Raw genomic sequence first — 21,335 nt, 5'->3', positions numbered from 1 at the left:
GCATACGATGGCCCTGTTCCCGCGCTTCAACAGGAGATTCAGATGACCCAGGGCACCGTCAAGTGGTTCAACGCCGAGAAGGGCTTCGGCTTCATCACCGTCGCCGATGGGCAGGACGTCTTCGTCCACTACTCGAACATCGACATGAGCGGCTTCCGCGTGCTCGAAGAAGGTCAGACGGTCGAGTTCACCGTCGGCTCCGGTCAGAAGGGACCGCAGGCCGAGTCCGTCCGCGTCGTCGCGTGACGCCACGCCCCTCCCGCGGCTTGCACTCGATGGGGTCGAGTGCCAGAATGGATTAGCACTCGACTCATCTGAGTGCTAAAGACATCGCAACGTCCGGGAGGGACGAAAAACACATGGCTAAGATCATCGCTTTCGACGAGGAGGCCCGCCGTGGTCTCGAGCGCGGCCTGAACATCCTGGCTGACGCCGTCAAGGTGACACTGGGCCCCCGCGGTCGCAACGTCGTCCTCGAGAAGAAGTGGGGCGCCCCCACGATCACGAACGACGGCGTGTCCATCGCCAAGGAGATCGAGCTCGAGGACCCCTTCGAGAAGATCGGCGCGGAGCTCGTCAAGGAGGTCGCCAAGAAGACTGACGACGTCGCGGGTGACGGCACCACCACCGCCACGGTCCTGGCTCAGGCGCTCGTGCGCGAGGGCCTGCGCAACGTCGCCGCCGGCGCCGACCCCATCTCGCTCAAGCGCGGCATCGAGAAGGCCGTCCAGGCCATCTCCGACGAGCTGCTCGCCTCGGCCAAGCCGGTCGAGTCCAAGGAGCAGATCGCCGCGACCGCGTCCATCTCCGCCGCCGACTCGACGATCGGCGACCTGATCGCCGAGGCGATCGACAAGGTCGGCAAGGAGGGCGTCGTCACCGTCGAGGAGTCGCAGACGTTCGGCACCGAGCTCGAGCTCACCGAGGGCATGCGCTTCGACAAGGGCTTCATCAACCCCTACTTCGTCACCGACCCGGAGCGCCAGGAGGCCGTGTTCGAGGACGCGTACATCCTGATCGCGAACCAGAAGATCTCGAACATCAAGGACCTTCTGCCGATCGTCGACAAGGTGATCCAGGACGGCAAGGAGCTCGTCATCATCGCCGAGGACGTCGAGGGCGAGGCGCTCGCGACTCTCGTGCTCAACAAGATCCGCGGCATCTTCAAGTCGGCCGCCGTCAAGGCTCCCGGCTTCGGCGACCGTCGCAAGGCGCAGCTGCAGGACATCGCGATCCTCACGGGTGGCCAGGTCATCACCGAGGAGGTCGGCCTCAAGCTCGAGAACGCGACGCTCGACCTGCTCGGCCGTGCCCGCAAGGTCATCATCACCAAGGACGAGACCACGATCGTCGAGGGTGCCGGTGACGCCGCGCAGATCGAGGGTCGCGTGACCCAGATCCGCCGCGAGATCGACAACACCGACAGCGACTACGACCGCGAGAAGCTGCAGGAGCGCCTCGCGAAGCTCGCCGGTGGCGTCGCCGTCATCAAGGCCGGCGCTGCGACCGAGGTCGAGCTCAAGGAGCGCAAGCACCGCATCGAGGACGCCGTCCGCAACGCGAAGGCAGCCGTCGAGGAGGGCATCGTCCCCGGTGGTGGCGTCGCGCTCATCCAGGCCGGCAAGGTCGCGTTCGAGGGTCTTCACCTGACGGGTGACGAGGCCACCGGTGCGAACATCGTCAAGGTCGCCATCGAGGCGCCGCTGAAGCAGATCGCGCTGAACGCGGGCCTCGAGCCCGGCGTCGTCGCGAACAAGGTTGCGGACCTCGAGACCGGCTTCGGCCTGAACGCCGCCACGGGCGAGTACGGTGACCTGTTCGCACAGGGCATCATCGACCCGGCCAAGGTGACGCGCTCCGCGCTGCAGAACGCCGCGTCGATCGCCGCGCTGTTCCTCACCACGGAGGCCGTCGTCGCCGACAAGCCCGAGAAGGCCGCCGCTCCCGCCGGCGACCCCACGGGTGGCATGGACTTCTGAGTCCTTCTTCCACAGAACAGCCCCTCCTTCGGGAGGGGCTGTTCTGCGTCCGGGGGGAGGTCAGCGGAACAGGCTCGTGGTCGCCTGCTCGGCATCCGCATACTGCCGACCCGCAGCGGCGAGGGCCGTGTTGATGCCGGCGAGCGAATCCTCGACCTGCCGCTGCGTCGCCCGCCACTGGTCGACGACACCCTGGAAAGCGACGGCGGCGGTGCCGGTCCACGAGCCCTGCAGCTGCGTCAGCTGATTGAGCATCGCCTGCGTCTCGGACTGCAGCCGATCGATCGTGCCGCGCACGGCGGTGGTGGTGGCGAGGACCGCGTCGCTGTCGACGGAGTAGACGGCCATGAGAGCTCCTTCGTGGGTCGGGTTCTCCACCGTACGGATGCCGGCAGCTCTTGCCGCTGTCCCACGGGCGGACTGTGCAGTCGTCGGGGCGCAGGCCTGGCTGGGGAGGAGTGGATCAGTCCGCCGGCAGCACGAGTCGCTCGAGCGGCTGCGTCTCGATCAGCAGGTGCTCGGCGGCATCCCGGGGCGCGGCGAGCGGGAAGGCGACGTGGAAGGTCGCTCCGCCGCCCGGCGTCTCCTCGACGGACACCGTGCCGTGCAGCGCTTCGACGATCGACGCGACGATCGAGAGCCCGAGGCCGGCGCCACCGGTCTCGCGGGCGCGGGAGGTGTCGGCGCGCCAGAACCGCTGGAAGATCTTGTCGCGGATCTGCTCGGGGATGCCCTCGCCGTGGTCGGCGACCTCGATCCAGCCCATCCCGGCCTCGGTGTCCACGCCCACACGCAGGTCGATCGGCGAGTCCTCCGCCGTGAAGCGGCGAGCGTTGCCGAGGAGGTTCGTGACGACCTGGCGGATGCGGTTCTCATCGCCCAGCACGATCGGGGCGGGCCGTGCGACCACGGTGACCGGCACGGTCTCGACCGGGAGCGCGGACTCGTCGACCTGTTCCAGCGCACCGACGCCCGGGCGCGGGCGGCGGCGGAGGAGCGAGAGCGGGTTTGCCGCGACGCGGGGGATCGCGGCGGTCGCCGGCGCGGGCCGGCGCTTCGTCTTCGTCGGAGCGGTGGGCGCGGGATCGTCGGTCGAGGGCGGGGGAGCGGCGGGTCCGGACGTCGTGTCGATGACGACGACCTGACGAAGCGGGGAGGTCGCACGGACGTCGAGCGCGGCATCCCGGGCGATCGGCCGAAGATCCACGGGCGCGATGACGACATCACGGCGTTCGTCCAGACGCGCGAGCGCGAGGAGGTCCTCGACGAGCACGCCCATGCGCATCGCTTCCTTCTCGATGCGCTCCATCGCCTGCGCGACGTCCTCATCTCCCGAGATCGCCCCCATCCGGTACAGCTCCGCGTAACCGCGGACCGTCACGAGAGGCGTGCGCAGCTCGTGGCTCGCGTCGCCGATGAACCTCCGCATCTGGCGCACCGACGCGTCGCGCTGCGAGAGCGCGGCATCCACTCGCCCGAGCATGGTGTTGATCGCCGATTTCAGCCGGCCGACCTCGGTGGTCATGGGCTCGATGTCGGTCAGCCGCTGACTGAAATCGCCCGCCGAGATCGCGGTCGCGGTCGATTCGACCTGGCCGAGACTGCGGAACGTGAGGGTCACGAGCCAGCGCGTGAGGAAGGCGCTCGCGATCAGGATGATGACGGCGAGGATCGTGTAGATGCCGATGTACTGCGCGACGACCTGGTACGTCGAGGCGAGCGGCAGCGCGACGAGCTGCGTGTAGAGGATGCCGGCACCCTGCAGCTCCTGCGGGGCGACCGTGGCGCGGAACTCGTACTCGCCGTCCTCGGAGTACAACGAGAAGGGCTGGAGCTGCTCGACTTGCGCCTGCTCGAGGGGGAACGTGCTCGGGTAGACCGGATCCACGCCCCGGCCACCGGCGGTGCCGATGAGGGGACCCTCCGCGGGGCCGTAGATCGCGACGCGGTAGTCGGTGGTGGGGGCGCCCTCGATGCGCGTGGTCTGGAGTGCGCCATCCTCGAGCGAGAAGTCGACGAGCGTCGCCGCGACATCGGTGCGGGCGAGCGCGACGAGCTGGGTCTCGACGTTGGCGATCAAGGTGTTGCGCAGGAAGTACGCCGTGCCGAACCCGGCGGCGATCAGGCCGACGGCGAGCAGGATGACGGTGACGCTCGTGACCTTCGCGCGCAGGCTGATGCCGCGCCACCATCGGGTGACCGCATCCGTCTTCTTCTGGCGCTTGTCGTACAGAGTGTCGGTCCCTCGGTTCGGGACCGCGTCAGGCGGTCTTGCCGGCCTTGAGCATGTAGCCGAAGCCGCGCTTGGTCTGGATGAGCGGTTCGGACGAGTGCGGGTCGATCTTGCGGCGGAGGTAGGAGATGTAGCTCTCCACGATGCCGGCGTCCCCGTTGAAGTCGTACTCCCACACGTGATCGAGGATCTGCGCCTTGGACAGCACGCGGTTGGGGTTGAGCATGAGGTAGCGCAGGAGCTTGAACTCCGTGGGGCTGAGGTCGATCGAGGCGTCGCCGACGACGACGTCGTGCGTGTCCTGGTCCATCGTGAGCTCGCCCGCGCGGATGACGGACTCCTCGTCGGCCTGCATCGTGCGGCGCAGGATCGCCTGGATGCGCGCGACGATCTCGTCGAGGCTGAAGGGCTTCGTGACGTAGTCGTCGCCGCCGGCGTTCAGGCCGGCGATCTTGTCTTCGGTCTCGTCCTTCGCGGTGAGGAAGAGGATCGGCGCGGTGTAGCCGGCGCCCCGGAGCCGCTTGGTCACGCTGAACCCGTTCATGTCGGGCAGCATGACGTCGAGGATGATGAGGTCGGGCTCCTCCTCGAGGACGGCCGAGATCGTCTGTGCGCCGTTGGAGACGGCCCTGACCTGGAACCCGGCGAACCTCAGGCTCGTGATGAGCAGGTCGCGGATGTTCGGCTCGTCGTCGACGACGAGGATGCGCGGTGCAGTCATGCCCTCATTATGGCGAGGTAATCGATGCGTCGCCTGGATATCGCGCGGAGCGCCCCGATCGGGAGACCACGCAGCCCTCATCGAGAGATCATGAGGGGTGACTTTCGACGCCGCCCCTCCGCCCGCGCCCGCACCTCCGCCCGCGCCCGCGCGTGAGCCGGTGCTGCCGCCCGACGCCCGCACGGGCGGGCTGGCCTTCCATCGGCTGGTGTTCGCCCGCCGACGGTCCGGGTGGTGGACTCCGCTCGTCGTGGGTCTGCTCGGTCTCGGCCTGTATGCCGTGATGATCGGGGCGGTCCTGGTCGTCGTGATCGTGATGGCCGTAATCGATACGGGCTTGGCTGATCGGCTCGCGACGGCGGGGGCGCGGTTCGACCTGGCCGATCCGCTGCAGGTCGCCGTGCTGCTCGGGTCGATCGCCCTCATGCTGCCCGCCTACGTGCTGGCCTCGCTCATCGTCAACGGTCCGCGGACCGGGCTCATCTCCTCCGCGGCGGGGCGGCTGCGGTGGAAGTGGATGCTGCGCTGCGGCGCACTCGCCGTCGCGACGGCGGTCGTGCTCACCGGGGTCTCGCTGCTGCTTCCGCCGGATCCGTCCGCCCAGGCGGGTGAGGTGCTCGAGCCCGCGCAGAACCCGTGGCTCCTGACTACCCTGCTGGTGATCCTCCTCGTCGTGCCGGTGCAGGCCGCTGCAGAGGAGTACGTCTTCCGCGGATACCTGCAGCAGTCCCTCGGCCGCTGGCTGCGGCATCCTCTGTTCGCGATCCTCCTGCCCGTGCCGCTGTTCGTCCTCGGGCACCTGTACGACCCGCTCGGGCAGGCCGGTGTCGCCGTGTTCGCGGTCGCCGCGGGATGGCTCACGTGGCGCACGGGCGGGCTGGAGGCGGCGATCGCCGTGCATGTCGTGAACAATCTGCTGGCGTTCGCGATGGCGCTCGCCGGGCTCAGCGACGTCAATGCGTCCTCGCCGGGCGTGGTGAGCTTCATCTGGTCGGCGCTGCTCGTGGGGGTCTACGTCGCGGGGGTGGAGGTGCTCATGCGCCGTACGCGGCTGCCCCGTGTGCTCGTGCTGCGCGATCCCGAGCCCGCGGTCCAGGGCTGAGCCCGGACCCGGTCCCGCCTCGGCCTCAACTGAGTGCACGACCTCGCGCCCAGTGCACGGGTGCTGCGCGTGAACACCCCGTGCAGTGGGTGCGAAGCCGTGCGCTCGGCGGTGCGGGAATCAGGCGGCGATGGCGTCGGCGTCGAGGATCGTGTAGCTGTAGCCCTGCTCGGCGAGGAATCGCTGGCGGTTCTGCGCGAAGTCCTGATCCACCGTGTCACGGGCGATCAGGGTGTAGAAGCTCGCGGTGTGACCGGACTCCTTGGGCCGCAGGAGCCGGCCGAGGCGCTGCGCCTCCTCCTGCCGGGAGCCGAAGGATCCCGAGACCTGGATCGCGACCGATGCCTCGGGGAGGTCGATCGAGAAGTTCGCGACCTTCGACACCACGAGCAGCGAGATCTCACCGACCCGGAACGCCTGGTACAGCTCCTCGCGCTCGTCCACCGGAGTCGCACCGGTGATCTGCGGGGCGTCCAGGGCCTGGGCGAGGATGTCGATCTGGTCGAGGTACTGCCCGATCACGAGGATCCGCTCGCCCTCGTGCCTCTTCACGAGCTGGCGCACCACGTCGATCTTCGCGTGCGCGGTCGCGGCGAGGCGGTAGCGCTCCTCGTCCGCGGCGGCGGCGTACTCGAGTCGGTCATCGGCGGGAAGGTCGACGCGGACCTCGTAGCACGCGGCGGGGGAGATGAAGCCCTGCGCCTCGATCTCCTTCCAGGGCGCGTCGAACCGCTTGGGGCCGATCAGGCTGAACACGTCGCCTTCGCGGCCGTCCTCGCGCACGAGGGTGGCGGTGAGCCCGAGCCGGCGGCGGGCCTGCAGGTCGGCGGTGAGCTTGAACACGGGTGCGGGCAGCAGGTGCACCTCGTCGTAGACGATCAGCCCCCAGTCCAGCGCATCGAGCAGGGCGAGGTGCGCGTACTGCCCCCCGCGCTTCGCGGTGAGGATCTGGTACGTCGCGATCGTAACGGGCTTGACCTCCTTGACCTGGCCGGAGTACTCGCCGATCTCCTCCGGGGTGAGCGTCGTGCGCTTGAGGAGCTCGTCGCGCCACTGCCGCGCGCTCACGGTGTTCGTGACGAGGATGAGCGTGGTCGTCTTGGTGTCGGCCATCGCCGCCGCGCCCACGAGCGTCTTCCCGGCGCCGCAGGGGAGGACGACGACGCCGGAGCCGCCGTCGGTGAAGATGTCGACCGCTTTGCGCTGGTACGGGCGCAGGGTCCAGCCGTCCTCGGCGAGGTCGATCGGATGTGGCGTGCCGGGTGTGTAGCCGGCGAGGTCCTCCGCCGGCCAGCCGATCTTCAGCAGCTCCTGCTTGATGTGTCCGCGCGCCCACGCGTCGATCACGAACGAATTCGGCGTCGGGTGCCCCACTAGCAGCGGCTGGATCCGCTTGTTGCGCGACACCTCGGCGAGCACCGCCGTGTCGGTCGCCGTCAGCAGCAGCTCGCCCTCGGGGTTGCGCTCGATGATGAGCCGGCCGTATCTGCCCACGGTCTCGCGGATGTCGATCGACACCGACGGCGGCACCGGGAAGCGCGACCAGCGATCGAGCGTCCCCAGCATGTCCTCCGCGTCGTGTCCCGCGGCGCGGGCGTTCCACAGGCCGAGCCGGGTGATCCGATACGTGTGGATGTGCTCGGGCGCGCGCTCGAGCTCGGCGAAGATCGCGAGCTCGTGGCGCGCGGTCTCCGCGTCCGGATGCGCTACTTCCAGCAGCACAGTCCGGTCGCTCTGCACGATGAGAGGACCGTCAGCCATAAGGATCAAGCCTACCGGCCGTGCGTGCGGTCAGGAGGCGGACCGGACGCTCACGATGCTCGAGACGGGCAGGGTGCGTTCGACGTCCGCAGCGCGGTCCAGACCCCGCAGGCGTCCGCCGCCGAGACCGGAGGCCTCGAGCGTGAGCGACCGGGCCGACCCGTCCGGCATCCGCACGACCACGACGATCACGGACTTCGCCCGCACGGCCTGCTCGAGTTCGCGCCCGAGCCAGGCGGCGTCGGAGTCGGTCTCCTGACCCTCGCGCAGCGCCCCGATCAGGCGCGCGTACGCCTGCCGAGGGTCGGTGTCGTCGCCGCGATCGGCCGCGCGTCCGCGGCGGCGCAGCGACACCGGCTCGCCGGCGTCGTCCAGGGCCACCACCGGATAGCGACCCTCGGCGAGCGCCCAGTACACCGCGTCGCGCTCGACGCGCGTCACGAGTTCGTCGCCGTCGCGGAGGAAGCCGAGGGGGCGCAGCGCCTGGTCGACCAGGATCGTCTCGCGCAGCGCCGGATCCGCGGCTTCGAGCCGGGTCCGGCCCGCCGCGGCGCGGATGCGCACGAGCCCGTGGCGGGCGGCGGTGCTGTCGATCAGGTAGTCCAGGGGCTGCGGGATGCCGGTCAGCGAGAGTCCGCGCAGGAACGAGCGGATCGACTCCGCGCTTTCACCCTCGGTCATCCCGGCACCCAGGGATTCGGTGCTGAAGCGGTACGTGGAGGCCTGCGCGCGCGATTCGCGCGCCGCGATCGTGCGCAGCCGCAGGTCCAGCGCCGGCGCGAGCGGACCCGGGGCGATCGCGGTGAGATCGGCCTGAAGGTAGACCCGGTCGATCTCGGCAGGCAGATGCGCGGCGAGGTCGGCCGGCGACGCGGGCTCCCCGGCGCGCAACGCCGCCGTCCACGCCGGCTCGCTGTCCGCGGGGGTGAGGAGCCCCCACGCTTCGGCGATCCGGAGCAGCCGCTCGGCCTGCTCGGGCCACTCGGGGTTCAGGGGATACGCGTGCGCCCACTGCGCGGCGGGCAGGAACCCGCCGTCCGCGGTCCGCAGTCCGGTCGGCAGGGCGCCGCGGAATCCTTCGACGACTTGCGCCCAGCGTTCGGCGGTCGTGGTCTCCAGCCACGCGCCGCCCTCCGCCGTGACGACCCATTCGCGTCCGACCGCGGTCACGAGACCCGCGGAACCGGCAGCGACGATCAGGTCGTCGACGTCGTCCGTCTCGCCGAGGGCGCCGGCATCCGTGAGTCGGCGTCTCTCGACGGCGCTCACCGATCCTGTGCCGGTGCGTGCGAGGGGGCTGTGCAGGCCGGCGACCAGGATGTCGGCGAGGGAGCCGACCGTGGCGAACGCGCGTTCGGCGGCCGCGGCGGTGTCGGTCTCGGAGGCGACCGGCGCGCCCTCCGCGGGTGAGAGGACGAACGCACCGGGATGGGCGGCCGCGACCGCGTCCAGCTGCACGGCGACGGCGGTGAACGGCGCGCCGGCGTCATCGACGAGAGCGAGCGGCCGCAGGGCCGCACGGTCGGCATCCGAGAGGGGATCCCCCTCGAGCGCGGCCTTCAGGGGGACGAGAGCGTTGCGCGGGAGGCGCACGAGGGCGCGTTCGACGGATGCCGGATCCAGAAGTGCGGCCGCGGCGTCGAAGAAATCGTGCCAGGGTGCGGTCGGGGCGACGCCGCGGGCTTCGAAGACGCGCGCCAGGGCGTCATCGTCGGCCGAGGCGAGTCGCCCGGCCAGTGCCCGCTCGTCGGAGACCATTACTCTCCGCGGTTGGCGCGTGCCCTTCGCAGGAACGTCATGATCAGCAGCGCCAGGATCATCAGGAACGCGATCGGCAGGGCGATGATCGGCAGCACGGCGACGATCGGCCACGCGCCGACCGTGAAGTCGGTCACCCCGAGCGGGCGGGCGATGATGATGGCGAAGAAGCACCCGATCGAGACGACCGCGAGTCCCAGCGACATGAAGGCGAGGATCCGGTCCAGGCGGCGGACCGGGACGTCGTCGCCGGGGGTGCGTGTGCTCATCCGCCCCAGCTTATCCGTCCGGCGGGCGTGGCGTAGGCTGGTGGATCGGGATCGATCGGTCCCGTGTTCCCCCGTGCCCGGCATCCGTGGCGCACGACACAGCGAGGTTTCCATGCCCACCGGCAAGGTCAGGTTCTACGACGAGGAGAAGGGTTTCGGCTTCATCGCCGGAGATGACGGTCAGGATGTCTTCCTGCACGCCACCGCCCTTCCCGCAGGATCCCCCGCACCGAAGGCGGGCACGCGGCTGGAGTTCGGCGTCGCCGACGGCAAGCGCGGGCTGCAGGCGCTGTCCGTTCGCGTGCTCGAGGCGCCCCCGAGCCTGTCCAAGGCGCAGCGCAAGCCCGCGGACGACATGGCGATCATCGTGGAAGACCTCGTGAAGCTGCTCGACGGCATCGGCGGAGACCTCCGCCGCGGCCGCTACCCGAGCTCCTCGCACGGCAAGAAGGTCGCCGCGGTGCTGCGCAAGGTCGCCGATGACTTCGACGCCTGAGGACGCCTCCTCCACCGATCTCACCGCTGAGGGCGCCGAGATCCCCGCGGCGGACGCTGCCGCGGCGGACGCTGCTGCGGCTGCCGTGACGCCGATCGACGAGACCGTTGCGCGCGAGCTCGCGCTCGCCGCGCTGCACGAGATCACCCCGGCGGCGACGGTCGGCGAGTACGTCGACTCGTCGACGGATGCCGAGGGCGTGCTCACCGTGCGGTTCGGCAACCGCATGCCCGGGTATCCCGGATGGTTCTGGACCGTGAGCCTCGCGCAGGTCGAAGAGTCCGCCCCGACGGTGCTCGAGGCGGAGCTCATGCCGGGCGAAGGTGCGCTCACCGCGCCGGACTGGCTGCCGTGGGCCGAGCGGCTCGCGGAGTATCAAGCGGCGCAGGCCGCGCTCGCGGCCGAAGGGCTGGCGACGGACGAGCTCGAGGACGACGAAGAGCTCGAGGACGAACTCGACGACGTCGATGACCTGGACGCGGCGGACTTCGACGAGGACGCGTCGCCGATCCTGCACTCGGGCGACGTGGACGGCGTGGACATCGACGTGCTCTCCGACGACGCGGACGAGGACGCCGATGCTGACGCGTCCGACGCCGACGCGTCCGACACCGACGAGTCCGATACCGACCGCTGATCCGTCTCGGCGCGTGACCGAGACGTCGGCTCAGCGGTGCGCGAGCGTGAAGTCGATGCTCCGGACCAGCTGACGCACGTCGTCCGGCTCGATCGAGACGAACGTCGCCACCCGCAGCTGGTTGCGGCCGAGCTTGCGGTAGGGCTCCGTGTCGACGATGCCGTTCGCGCGCAGGGTCTTGGCGATCTCCGCCGCGTCGACCGTGTCGTCGAAGTCGATCGTGACGACGACGGGGGAGCGGTCGGCCGGATCCGCCACGAACGGGGTCGCGACCTCGGACGCCTCCGCCCACGCGTACAGGACTCCGGAGGACTCCCGCGTGCGCGCATCCGCCCACGCCAGGCCGCCGCTGTCGAGGATCCACTGCAGCTGCTCGTCCAGCAGCAGCAGTGTGGTGAGCGCCGGGGTGTTCAGCGTCTGGTTCAGGCGCGAGTTGTCCAGTGCGTTCTTCAGGCTCAGGAACTCGGGGATGTACCGATCGGATGCCGCGATCCTCTCGATCCGGTCGATCGCGGCGGGCGAGACCAGGGCGAACCACAGACCGCCGTCCGAACCGAGGTTCTTCTGCGGCGCGAAGTAGTAGACGTCCGCCTCGGCGGCCGCGAAGTCGATGCCGCCCGCGGCGCTCGTCGCGTCGATGACGGTCAGTGCGCCCTCGTCTGCGGTGACGCGCGCGATCGGCGCGGAGACGCCGGTCGACGTCTCGTTATGCGGCCAGGCGTAGACGTCGATGCCCTCGACGGGTTCGGCGACCGTGCGGGTGCCTGCAGGCACGTTCCGCACGTCCGGGGTCTGCAGCCACGGAGCCTTCGCGGCTGCCGCGAACTTGCCGCCGAACTCACCGAACACGAGGTTCTGACTGCGGTTCTGGATGAGGCCGAAGGCGGCGGCATCCCAGAACGCGGTCGACCCGCCGTTGCCGACGATGACCTCGTACCCCTCGGGGGCGCCGAAGAGCTCGGCAAGTCGGGAGCGCACGTCGCCGACGAGGTTCTTCACCGGCGCCTGGCGGTGGGACGTGCCGAGCAGCGTCGCTCCGCGCGTCGAGAGGGCCTCGAGCTGAGCGGGGCGCACCTTCGAGGGGCCGCATCCGAAGCGTCCGTCAGCGGGCAGGAGGTCACTCGGAATCTGCAGGTGCGGCATCCCACGATTCTATGGGCGGGACCCGTGGCCTCTCATCCCTGTGACGCCCACCCCGGGAGGGCCCGTCGGGAGGATTGGATAGGCTGTCCTTGCACCGATTTCCGCGTCTGCGAGGCATGATGACCGACCTGATCGACACGACAGAGATGTATCTGCGCACGATCCTCGAGCTCGAGGAGGAGGCGATCACGCCGCTGCGTGCGCGCATCTCCGAGCGTCTCGGCCACTCCGGTCCCACGGTGTCGCAGACGGTCGGGCGGATGGAGCGCGACGGCCTCGTGGTCGTCTCGGACGACCGCACGCTCGAGCTCACCGACGCCGGTCGCAGCAAGGCGGTCGATGTGATGCGCAAGCACCGCCTCGCGGAGCGCCTCCTCTCCGACGTGATCGGACTGGACTGGGCGTACGTGCATGAAGAGGCATGCCGGTGGGAGCACGTCATGAGCGAGCAGGTCGAGCGCCGCCTCGTCGAGCTGCTCGGACATCCCACGGAGTCGCCGTACGGCAACCCGATCCCGGGTCTGGCTCAGCTCGGCGACCTGCCCGCGAACGGCTTCGAGCAGGACGTCGTGGGGCTCGTTCGCCGGCTGAATGCCGAGGGCGGACCTATCACCGGCACCGTGCGCCGCCTGGCCGAGCCCGTGCAGGTCGACCCCGAACTGCTGCAGCAGCTCAAGGCGGCGGGCGTCGTTCCCGGCGCATCGGGCGAGTACCGCTACAGCGAGGGCTACGTCCTGGTGCAGATGGACGGGAACGCCGAAGGACTCGAGCTGCCGGTCGAGGTCGCCTCGCACATCTTCCTCGTCGACGACCGTCGCTAGCCCCGCGCCCAGGCATCTGCCAGGCGCGCAACGTGACATATTCGTTACCTTCAGGTAGCGTGGGGGAGTCCACAGGCGAGAAGCCCGCCGTCGGACGCCACCCGGATTGCCTCCCCGGCTCGTCGTCCGGTTGGTTCACGCCCGCATATCGTGCCCCGACATCGAATGCTGACGAGCCAGCGCCACGGCGCAGAGGCGCCGGAGGAACTTTTGGCTGAAGAGATCGAATCGCCTGCCCCCCAGAGCGACGAGAACAGTGTCACCCGCCGTGCCCGCGGCAAGAGCAGCGCCTCGGTGCGCGCTCGGTTCGGGCGCACCAGCGCGGCTGGCCCGCAGAAGGCCGCTCCGGCTGCGCCGCGTCCCGCGAAGGGCAAGAACCACCCGGTCCGCAGCCTCGCGATCCTCGCGATGGTCGGCGGACTCGTCGCCACCGTCGCCCTTCCGGCGTACGGGGCCTGGCGTCCGACCGCCGAGACGCAGACCCTCCAGCAGGTCGCCCAGAACGACGCTCAGTCCCTGGTCGTCGCGTCCGACTCGTCGGCCGAGGAGCTGAGCCGCTCGAGCTACTCCGCCACGACGGCCGAAGAGATCCAGAAGAAGAAGGACGAGGAGGCCGCTGCGGCCGCCGCCGCCGAGCGCGCGCGACTGGCCGCCTCCACGGCATCCTCCGGGTACAGCGTCCCCGTCAACATCGCCCTCGTCTCTCCCGGCAGCGGCGAAGTGCGCTGGCCGATCCTGAACTTCACCCTCGGCCGCGGCCTCTGGGATTCCGGATACCACCAGGGCGTCGACCTGCTCGCCTCGTGCGGTGAGCCGATCTACGCGACCGCCGCCGGTGTCGTCAGTGTCTCCCAGGAGAGCTACGGCGGGTACGGCGTCGCCGTGTCGATCGACCACGTGATCGGTGGACAGTCGGTGAATTCTCTGTACGGGCACATGACGTACGGCAGCCGCCAGGTTTCGGCCGGCCAGTCCGTCTCGCCCGGTCAGCTCATCGGATTCGTGGGCAGCACGGGCAGTTCGACCGCGTGCCACCTGCACTTCGAAGTCCACATCAACGGCTCGGTCGTCGACCCCTGGGCGTGGCTGCAGGCCAACGCGGGCTGAGCGTGCGTTAGCCTGAAACCCGACGCTCAGAGAAGCGGAGGGAAGCCGATGGATCGCACACCTCGCATCCGAACCATGGATGCGCTTGGACGTCTCGTCCTTCGGCATTGCACGAGTGGATGCCGCGGCTCTGCCGTGGCGCCAAGGCGCTGTCCATAGGACAGCGCCTTTTTTCATGCCCCTGCGCACCCTCGAATCGTCGGTGGTCGAATCCCGGGAAGCCGTCCCGGCCGTTCGAGAGGATGAGGAATGCGCACTCTGGTGCTCAATGCGGGCTACGAGCCGCTCGCCGTCGTGTCGTTCAAGCGGGCCATCGTGCTCGTGATGAACGAGAAGGCCGTCGTCGTCGAGAGGGTGGACGATGATCCGGTGTGGGGGGCGCGCGGGGCGTACGAACGCCCGGCGGTGATCCTGCTGACCAAGTACGTGCGGGTACCGGGGAGTCGACACATCCCGGTCACCCGGCGCGGAGTTCTGCGGCGCGACGCCCACCGATGCGGGTACTGCGGCAAGGCCGCGTCCACGATCGACCACATCCTGCCGCGCTCGCGCGGGGGAGCGGATTCGTGGGAGAACCTGGTCGCGTGCTGCCTGCGCTGCAACAACGTCAAGGGCGACCGCACGCCGCAGGAGATGCACTGGGAGCTGCGGGTCCTGCCCCGGCCGCCGCGCGGCGTGCAGTGGACCGTGCGCGGCACCGAGCGCACCGATCCGTGCTGGGAGCCGTATCTCGCGCTCGCCGCGTAGGTCGCGCACCGCGGCGGTCCTCGCCGCCGCGGATTCGGAGGGGATCGAGGTCGCGGAGTGCGGTTCGGGATGCCGGGACCTCCGAAACCGCGATCTCCTCGGCATCCACGGGTCGTGTATCGAGAATCGAACATCCTGCCTGAATACACCCCTTTTCGATGTCGGAGGGCGGTCGTAGCGTCGCTCCTGTCGTTGACGGTATAGAACATCTGTTCTAGCCTGTGGGAGTGAGGGCGGCTGTGCGAGAAGTCGATGCACCCCGGGATCCCCGGGGCGAGGTGCACCGCCTGCGCGCCCAGATCGAGCGGGTCCAGGGCCGGTCGATGGAGGTGCCGCCGCTGCCGACGCATCCGGCGTTCGCGTCGCTGCTGCCCGGCGGCGGGCTGCGCCCCGGAGCCGCGTACTCGATCGCCTCGTCGTCTTCGCTCCTGCTGGCTCTGCTGTCCCAGCCGTCGCAGACGGGCAGCTGGTGCGGCGTGGTCGGCATGCCCGAACTCGGCGCCGAGGCGGCCGAGCACGCCGGCGTCGACCTCGAGCGACTCGTGATGATCCCCGAGCCGGGACCGCGGTGGCTCGCGGTGGCCTCGACCGTGGCCGAAGTCCTCTCGGTGGTGGCGGTGCGGCCGTCCTCCCGCGCGACCGACAAGGACATCTCGCGTCTGGCCGCGCGACTCCGTGATCGCGGGGCCGTGCTGCTCGTGCAGGGTCCGTGGCCGCAGGTGGAGGCGAGCCTCGAGCTGAGCGAGCCGCGCTGGAGCGGGCTCGGTCAGGGGCACGGGTACGTCTCGGCGCGTGAGGTCACCGTCACCGCGCGCAGCAGGCGCTGGCCGACCACGCGACGACAGCGGATGCTGCTCCCCGGCACCGACGGGCAGGTCATCGCCCTGCAGCCGGGGCTGCGACCGCACGAGACGATCGCGCCGATCAGGGCGGTGGGCTGACATGCACGCGGAGGCGCCCGTGCGCAGCCTCGTGCTGTGGATGCCGGACTGGCCGGTCACCGCTCTCGTGCGGGAGGCGGCGATCGCCGATCCCGGCGAGCAGCCCGTGGCGGTGTTCGCCCACAACACCGTGGTGGCGTGCTCGGCATCCGCCCGCGCCGAGGGGGTGCGCCGCGGTCAGCGTCGCCGCGATGCGCAGGCGCGCTGTCCGGGTCTGCGCGTCGTCGCCGCCGATCCCGCCCGCGACCAGCGCACGTTCGCGCCGGTGGTCGCCCGCATCGAGGAGCACGCGCCGGGGGTGCAGATCCTGCGACCGGGGCTGTGTGCGCTGCGCGCACGAGGACCCGCGCGCTACTACGGCGGCGAAGCCGAGGCGGCGACCGTGCTGCGGGGGGTCCTGGCCGAACTCGACCTGTTCGATGTGCGCGCCGGTGTCGCCGACGGGCCTTTCACCGCCGAGCACGCCGCGCGCATCGGCACGAGTCCCGCCGCGCCGGTCTTCGTCGTCCCCATGGGCGGGGCCGCCGGCTTCCTCGCCCCGCTGCCGGTCACCGCGCTCGCCGACGAGAGCGGCGGGGGCGGGCTGGATCCCGACCTCCTCGCCCGCCTCGGCGTGCACACGCTCGGCGCGTTCGCCGCGCTCGACCGCGACCGCGTGCGCGAGCGGTTCGGTCCCGGTGGGGTGCGGCTGCATGCGCTGGCCGGCGGCCGCGATTCCCAGCCGGTGCTGCCGCGGGTCCCTCCGCCCGAGCTGCACCGCGAGGTCGCGTTCGAACCGCCGCTCGAGATCGCCGAGCAGGTCGCGTTCGGCATGCGCATCGCCGCGGAGGAGTTCATCGCCGGGCTCGGAGCGCTCGACCTGGTCTGCACCGAACTCCGGGTCGAGATGATCGGCGACCGGGGGGAGCGCAGCGAGCGGGTGTGGCTGCATCCGGGCTCATTCGATCCCGCCGCGATCGTCGACCGCGTGCGGTGGCAGCTGGCCGAGGGGGCTCAGACCCGCGTGCTCAAGAGCGGGGTGACCCGGGTGCGGATCTCTCCGGAGGCGGTGGATGCGGCATCCCACCACGCCCCGGCGATCTTCGGAGCCGGCACCGACGAACGCGTGCACCATGCGCTCTCGCGGGTGCAGGCGATGCTCGGCCATCGCGGAGTGCTCACCCCGGCGATCGGCGGCGGGCGCTGGCTCGCCGAGCGGCAGGTGCTGGTCGCGTGGGGGGATCGGCGGGTCGTGGCAGCCGCGCGCGAGCAGCCGTGGCCCGGGAGCCTGCCCGATCCGCTGCCGAGCACGGTGTTTCCGGAGCGCCTCGCGGTCGAGGTCGTCGACGCCGACGGGGATGCCGTCGCGGTCGGTGACCGGGACGCGCTGACGGCGGCGCCGACGATGCTGCACGGTCCTGTCGGTGCCGGTGCCGGTGCCGGTGCCGGTGCCGGTGCGGGTGCTTCCCGGGCGCGGGCGATCCGCGGGTGGGCGGGACCCTGGCCCGTGATCGAGCGGGGATGGGATGCCGCGCGCACACGTCGCGCGCACCGGTTCCAGGTCGTCGACGCCGACGACGTCGCGTGGCTCCTCGTCTGCGAGCGCGGGGAGTGGTTCGCCGAGGGGCGGTACGACTGATGGGCTTCAACAACCCGTCCGTCCCGTGGTCCGAGATGGAACGGCTGCTGAGCGACCGGCGCGCGCCGTCCGCCCCGGCCGGTGCCGACGGCGGGGACAGCCCCGCCTGGTCGCGCAAGCGAGGCAAATACGAAGCGCCGCCCATCGAGCGTCCGGCGCAGGCCGTCCCCTACGCCGAACTGCACGTGCACTCGTCGTTCTCGTTCCTGGACGGCGCGTCCTCGCCGGAGGAGCTCGCCGAAGAGGCTGAGCGGCTGGGGCTGCACGCACTCGCGATCACCGATCACGACGGGTTCTACGGCATCGTGCGCTTCGCCGAGGCCGCCGAGGCGCTGCAGCTGAAGACCGTCTTCGGTGCCGAACTGTCCCTCGAGTTGCCCAAACCGCAGAAGGGCGAGCCCGACCCCGCCGGTGCGCACCTGCTCGTCCTCGCCCGCGGCGAGGATGGCTATCACCGGCTCGCCGCGGCGCTCACCCACGCGCAGCTTCAGGGGGCCGAGAAGGGCAAGCCGCTCTACGACCTGGAGGAACTCGCCGAGCAGGCGGGCGGAGACTGGGCGATCCTGACCGGGTGCCGCAAGGGGGCCGTGCGCCGGGCGCTCGCCGACGGCGGGGCCGGGGCCGCGGCATCCGCTCTGGATCGCCTGGTCGACCTGTTCGGGCCGGATGCCGTGCACGTCGAGCTGATCGACCACGGCAATCCGCTCGACACGCGACACAACGACGTGCTGGCGGGTCTGGCCGCCGAGCGCGGACTGCCGGTCCTCGCGAGCAACAACGTGCACTACGCCGTCCCCGAGCGCGCGCAGCTCGCCGCGGCGGTGGCCGCGGTGCGGGCGAACCGGGGGCTCGACGAACTCGACGGGTGGCTCCCCGCGCACGCGGGGGCGCACTTGCGCTCGGGGGCGGAGATGGCGGCGCGCTTCGCGCGGTATCCGGGCGCGGTCTCCCGCACCGTGACGCTCGCCGACGAGCTCGCGTTCCCGCTCCGGCGCGCGAAACCCGCGCTTCCGAAGCAGAAGGTCCCCGACGGGCATACGCCGATGTCGTGGTTGCGGCACATCGTGTGGGAGGCGGTGCCGCGGAAGTACCCCGATCTGTCGGCGGAGAACCGGGAGCGGATCGAGAAGGAGCTCGCGGTCATCGAGGTGAAGGACTTTCCGGGGTACTTCCTCATCGTGTACGGGATCGTCCAGGAGGCGCGGCGGCGCGGCATCCTGTGCCAGGGGAGGGGGTCGGCGGCCAACAGCGCCGTCTGCTACCTGCTGGACATCACCGCGGTCGACTCGATCGCCTACCAGTTGCCGTTCGAGCGGTTCCTCTCGTCGCTGCGCGATGAGGAGCCCGACATCGACGTGGACTTCGACTCCGACCGGCGCGAGGAGATCATCCAGTGGGTGTACGGGCAGTACGGGCGCGAGCGGGCGGCGCAGGTCGCGAACGTGATCCAGTACCGGCCGAAGAACGCCGTCCGCGACATGGCCAAGGCGCTCGGGCACTCGCCCGGGCAGCAGGACGCCTGGTCGAAGCAGGTGGAGCGATGGGGGGCGACGCTGGAGAGCGGACCCGATCACGACATCCCCGACCAGGTGATCGAATACGCCGCCGAGCTGCTGAAAGCCCCGCGCCATCTCGGCATCCACTCCGGCGGCATGGTGCTCACCGACCGGCCCGTCGGCGAGGTGGTTCCGATCGAGCACGCGCGCATGGAGGACCGCACGGTCATCCAGTGGGACAAGGACGACGCGGCCTGGATGGGACTGGTGAAGTTCGACCTCCTCGGGCTCGGCATGCTCGCGGCGCTGCAGTACTGCTTCGACATGATCCGCGCCGCCACCGGTGAGGAGTGGGAGCTCTCCACGATCCCGAAAGAAGAGAAGGCCGTCTTCGACATGCTGTGCCGCGCCGATTCGATCGGGGTGTTCCAGGTCGAGTCCCGCGCGCAGATGGGGCTGCTGCCGCGCCTGCAGCCGAGGCGGTTCTACGACCTCGTGATCGAGATCGCTCTCATCCGTCCCGGCCCGATCCAGGGCGGTGCGGTGCACCCGTTCGTCCGCCGCAAGCTCGGCCACGAGCCGATCACCTACGCCCACCCGAAGCTCGAGCCCGTGCTGGAGCGCACGCTCGGCATCCCGATCTTCCAAGAGCAGCTCATGCAGATGGCGATGGCCGTCGGCGAATGCACCGGGGAGGATGCCGATCTCCTGCGGCGCGCGATGGGATCCAAGCGCGGCGTGGAGAAGATCGAGTCGCTGCGCGAGAAGCTGTACGCCGGGATGGCGCGCAACGGCCTGGTGGGCCAGGCTGCGGACGACATCTACGCGCGCATCCAGGCATTCGCGAACTTCGGTTTCGCCGAGTCGCACTCGCTGTCGTTCGGGCTGCTCGTCTACGCCTCGTCGTGGATCAAGCTGCACTACCCGGCCGCGTTCCTCGCGGGACTCCTGCGCGCGCAGCCGATGGGCTTCTACTCCCCGGCGACCCTGACCGCCGATGCCCGGCGGCACGGGGTGCAGGTGCGGCGCCCCGATCTGCTGCGCTCGGGGGCGGAGCCGGTGGTGGAGCCGGTGGACACGGATCACCTGCCGCCGACCGGGCGGAAAGAGGGCACGCACCGGATCCTCCCGCCCACCGGGCGGGAGGAGTGCACGCACCGGATCCAGCCGCCGGTCGGGGTGTTCGACGCCACCGAGCCCGACGAATCCGCAGCGCACCGGCGGGACGGGCGGTTCGCGGTGCGACTCGGGCTCGCGGCGGTCAAGGGCATCGGGTCCGCGGTCGCCGAGCGCATCGTCGCCGAGCGCGAGAGCGCGGGGCCGTACCGCGACCTCCGGGATCTGGTGCGGCGCACCGGCGTCACCGAGGCGCAGCTGGAGTCCCTCGCGACCGCCGGGGCGTTCGAGTGCCTCGGCATCAGCCGACGTGAGGCGATCTGGCTCGCGGGGTCCGCCGCGCAGGACCGGGCCGAGTTCCTCCCCGATTCGCTCGCGTTCGTGCAGCCGCCGCTGTTCACGGATCCCACGAGCTACGAGCGGCTCGCGAGCGATCTGTGGGCGACCGGGATCTCCACCGACGACCATCCGCTCACGCACTTCCGGGCGGCACTGGACGCGCGGGGGGTGCTCACCTCCCGCGAGCTGCGCACCCACGAACCCGGGCGGAGGGTCGAGGTGGCGGGGCTGGTGACGCACCGGCAACGGCCGGCGACGGCATCCGGAATCACGTTCATCAACCTCGAAGACGAACACGGCCTGGTCAACGTCGTCTGCTCGGTGGGGGTGTGGAACCTGTACCGGCGGGTCGTGCGGGACGCGCCGGGGCTGATCGTGCGGGGGATGCTGGAGCGATCGGTCGAGGGAGTGACCAACCTCGTGGCGGACCGGTTCGAAGACCTGCAGGTGGAGGTCGGGCACCGGTCCCGGGACTTCCGATGAGGCGTAGCCTCGAGACGTGACCGAGCAGCAGCCGTACGAGGTGATCCGCGAAGAGAGCGGGTGGGAGCTGCGGCGCTATCCGGCGCACGTCGTCGCCGAGACCGCGGTGCACGGGGTCGCGTTCGAAGACGCCGGAAACCGCGCGTTCGGCCTTCTCGTCGGCTACATCAACGGGCAGAACACGCGCCGGCAGAAGGTCGCGATGACGGCGCCGGTCGTGCAGTCCTCGCAGAAGATCGCGATGACGGCGCCGGTCGTGCAGTCCTCCACCGGCGAGGGATTCGTGGTCGCATTCGTGCTGCCCGCGGCCATGTCCGAGCAGGACGCGCCGGTGCCGACGAACGCTGCCGTCCGGGTGCGCACGGTTCCCGAGCAGCTCGTTGCCGCGACCCGGTTCTCGGGGCGGTGGACTGAGGAGTCCTGGCGGAAGCATCGCGACGAGCTGCTGGCGGCGCTGTCGTCCGCAGGCGTCACCGTGATCGGCGAGCCCCGGTTCGCCCGCTTCGACCCGCCGTTCACGCCGTGGTTCCTGCGGCGCAACGAGGTGCTGGTCGACGTCGCCGGCTGA

General features: G+C 70.5%; 19 protein-coding genes. 12 read left to right on the top strand and 7 right to left on the bottom strand.

The annotated features are described in order from the left end of the window. Positions 1 to 42: 42 nt before the first annotated feature. The gene (locus tag AB0P18_RS12135) at positions 43 to 246 is read left to right on the top strand and encodes a cold-shock protein (RefSeq protein ID WP_179433900.1); all 204 of its coding nucleotides are present in this window, start codon (positions 43 to 45) and stop codon (positions 244 to 246) included. 113 nt (positions 247 to 359) lie between these two features. After that, a complete protein-coding gene (gene groL, locus AB0P18_RS12130; protein WP_344055060.1) occupies positions 360 to 1,979 on the top strand; it encodes a chaperonin GroEL in 1,620 nt (539 codons plus the stop codon). Positions 1,980 to 2,039: 60 nt separating this feature from the next. Here groL and AB0P18_RS12125 read toward each other — a convergent pair whose 3' ends face one another. The 3 genes from AB0P18_RS12125 to AB0P18_RS12115 form a co-directional block, all read right to left on the bottom strand. Next, positions 2,040 to 2,327, bottom strand: coding sequence for a WXG100 family type VII secretion target (locus AB0P18_RS12125; protein WP_363360243.1), 288 nt, complete (start codon positions 2,325 to 2,327; stop codon positions 2,040 to 2,042). A 115-nt stretch (positions 2,328 to 2,442) separates the two neighbouring features. Further along, positions 2,443 to 4,059: an ATP-binding protein gene (locus tag AB0P18_RS12120; RefSeq protein ID WP_363360242.1), complete on the bottom strand. Its 1,617-nt coding sequence runs from the start codon at positions 4,057 to 4,059 to the stop codon at positions 2,443 to 2,445. Between the two features lie 181 nt (positions 4,060 to 4,240). Then, positions 4,241 to 4,933 (bottom strand): response regulator transcription factor, encoded by a 693-nt coding sequence (locus AB0P18_RS12115; protein WP_344055054.1) that lies wholly within the window; start codon positions 4,931 to 4,933, stop codon positions 4,241 to 4,243. A gap of 97 nt (positions 4,934 to 5,030) precedes the next feature. Here AB0P18_RS12115 and AB0P18_RS12110 point away from each other — a divergent pair, with 97 nt between their 5' ends. After that, on the top strand, positions 5,031 to 6,035 hold the full coding sequence (locus AB0P18_RS12110; protein ID WP_363360240.1) for a type II CAAX endopeptidase family protein: 1,005 nt from the start codon (positions 5,031 to 5,033) through the stop codon (positions 6,033 to 6,035). 120 nt (positions 6,036 to 6,155) lie between these two features. Here the strand turns inward: AB0P18_RS12110 and AB0P18_RS12105 are convergent, their stop codons facing one another. Genes AB0P18_RS12105 through AB0P18_RS12095 form a run of 3 tightly spaced genes read right to left on the bottom strand, consistent with a single transcriptional unit; the run spans position 6,156 to position 9,823 of the window. After that, a complete protein-coding gene (locus tag AB0P18_RS12105; protein ID WP_363360239.1) occupies positions 6,156 to 7,796 on the bottom strand; it encodes a DNA repair helicase XPB in 1,641 nt (546 codons plus the stop codon). A gap of 30 nt (positions 7,797 to 7,826) precedes the next feature. Continuing rightward, positions 7,827 to 9,554: a helicase-associated domain-containing protein gene (locus AB0P18_RS12100; RefSeq protein WP_363360238.1), complete on the bottom strand. Its 1,728-nt coding sequence runs from the start codon at positions 9,552 to 9,554 to the stop codon at positions 7,827 to 7,829. Beyond that, on the bottom strand, positions 9,554 to 9,823 hold the full coding sequence (locus tag AB0P18_RS12095; protein WP_344055047.1) for a multidrug ABC transporter ATPase: 270 nt from the start codon (positions 9,821 to 9,823) through the stop codon (positions 9,554 to 9,556). The genes AB0P18_RS12100 and AB0P18_RS12095 overlap by 1 nt, the downstream gene beginning before the upstream one ends. A 112-nt stretch (positions 9,824 to 9,935) precedes the next feature. Between AB0P18_RS12095 and AB0P18_RS12090 the strand changes: the two genes are divergently transcribed. Together AB0P18_RS12090 and AB0P18_RS12085 are read left to right on the top strand one after the other, a co-directional pair. Further along, complete coding sequence (locus tag AB0P18_RS12090; RefSeq protein WP_344055046.1) at positions 9,936 to 10,319, top strand: cold shock domain-containing protein; 384 nt, start codon at positions 9,936 to 9,938, stop codon at positions 10,317 to 10,319. Continuing rightward, positions 10,303 to 10,956: a DUF3027 domain-containing protein gene (locus tag AB0P18_RS12085; protein WP_363360236.1), complete on the top strand. Its 654-nt coding sequence runs from the start codon at positions 10,303 to 10,305 to the stop codon at positions 10,954 to 10,956. Before AB0P18_RS12090 ends, AB0P18_RS12085 begins: the two co-directional genes overlap by 17 nt. A 30-nt stretch (positions 10,957 to 10,986) precedes the next feature. Here AB0P18_RS12085 and serC read toward each other — a convergent pair whose 3' ends face one another. Continuing rightward, on the bottom strand, positions 10,987 to 12,099 hold the full coding sequence (serC, locus tag AB0P18_RS12080; RefSeq protein ID WP_363360235.1) for a phosphoserine transaminase: 1,113 nt from the start codon (positions 12,097 to 12,099) through the stop codon (positions 10,987 to 10,989). Between the two features lie 119 nt (positions 12,100 to 12,218). Here serC and AB0P18_RS12075 point away from each other — a divergent pair, with 119 nt between their 5' ends. The 7 genes from AB0P18_RS12075 to AB0P18_RS12045 all read left to right on the top strand — a co-directional run bounded on the left by AB0P18_RS12075 (position 12,219) and on the right by AB0P18_RS12045 (position 21,335). Continuing rightward, positions 12,219 to 12,920, top strand: a complete 702-nt coding sequence (locus AB0P18_RS12075) for a metal-dependent transcriptional regulator (RefSeq protein WP_344055040.1) — start codon at positions 12,219 to 12,221, stop codon at positions 12,918 to 12,920. A gap of 210 nt (positions 12,921 to 13,130) precedes the next feature. Beyond that, positions 13,131 to 14,027 (top strand): M23 family metallopeptidase, encoded by an 897-nt coding sequence (locus AB0P18_RS12070; protein WP_363360233.1) that lies wholly within the window; start codon positions 13,131 to 13,133, stop codon positions 14,025 to 14,027. Between the two features lie 249 nt (positions 14,028 to 14,276). Further along, positions 14,277 to 14,774, top strand: coding sequence for an HNH endonuclease (locus AB0P18_RS12065; protein WP_344055036.1), 498 nt, complete (start codon positions 14,277 to 14,279; stop codon positions 14,772 to 14,774). 227 nt (positions 14,775 to 15,001) lie between these two features. After that, complete coding sequence (locus AB0P18_RS12060) at positions 15,002 to 15,715, top strand: hypothetical protein (protein WP_363360230.1); 714 nt, start codon at positions 15,002 to 15,004, stop codon at positions 15,713 to 15,715. A gap of 1 nt (position 15,716) precedes the next feature. Beyond that, the gene (locus AB0P18_RS12055) at positions 15,717 to 17,333 is read left to right on the top strand and encodes a DNA polymerase Y family protein (RefSeq protein WP_363360229.1); all 1,617 of its coding nucleotides are present in this window, start codon (positions 15,717 to 15,719) and stop codon (positions 17,331 to 17,333) included. Continuing rightward, on the top strand, positions 17,333 to 20,767 hold the full coding sequence (locus AB0P18_RS12050) for an error-prone DNA polymerase (RefSeq protein ID WP_363360228.1): 3,435 nt from the start codon (positions 17,333 to 17,335) through the stop codon (positions 20,765 to 20,767). The genes AB0P18_RS12055 and AB0P18_RS12050 overlap by 1 nt, the downstream gene beginning before the upstream one ends. 16 nt (positions 20,768 to 20,783) lie before the next feature. Then, entirely contained in the window at positions 20,784 to 21,335 is a 552-nt protein-coding gene (locus AB0P18_RS12045; RefSeq protein ID WP_363360227.1) for a heme-binding protein, read from the top strand.

Source organism: Microbacterium sp. NPDC064584, from assembly GCF_040687315.1.
Lineage (GTDB): Bacteria > Actinomycetota > Actinomycetes > Actinomycetales > Microbacteriaceae > Microbacterium > Microbacterium lacus.
This window is presented reverse-complemented; position numbering and strand designations above follow the sequence as displayed.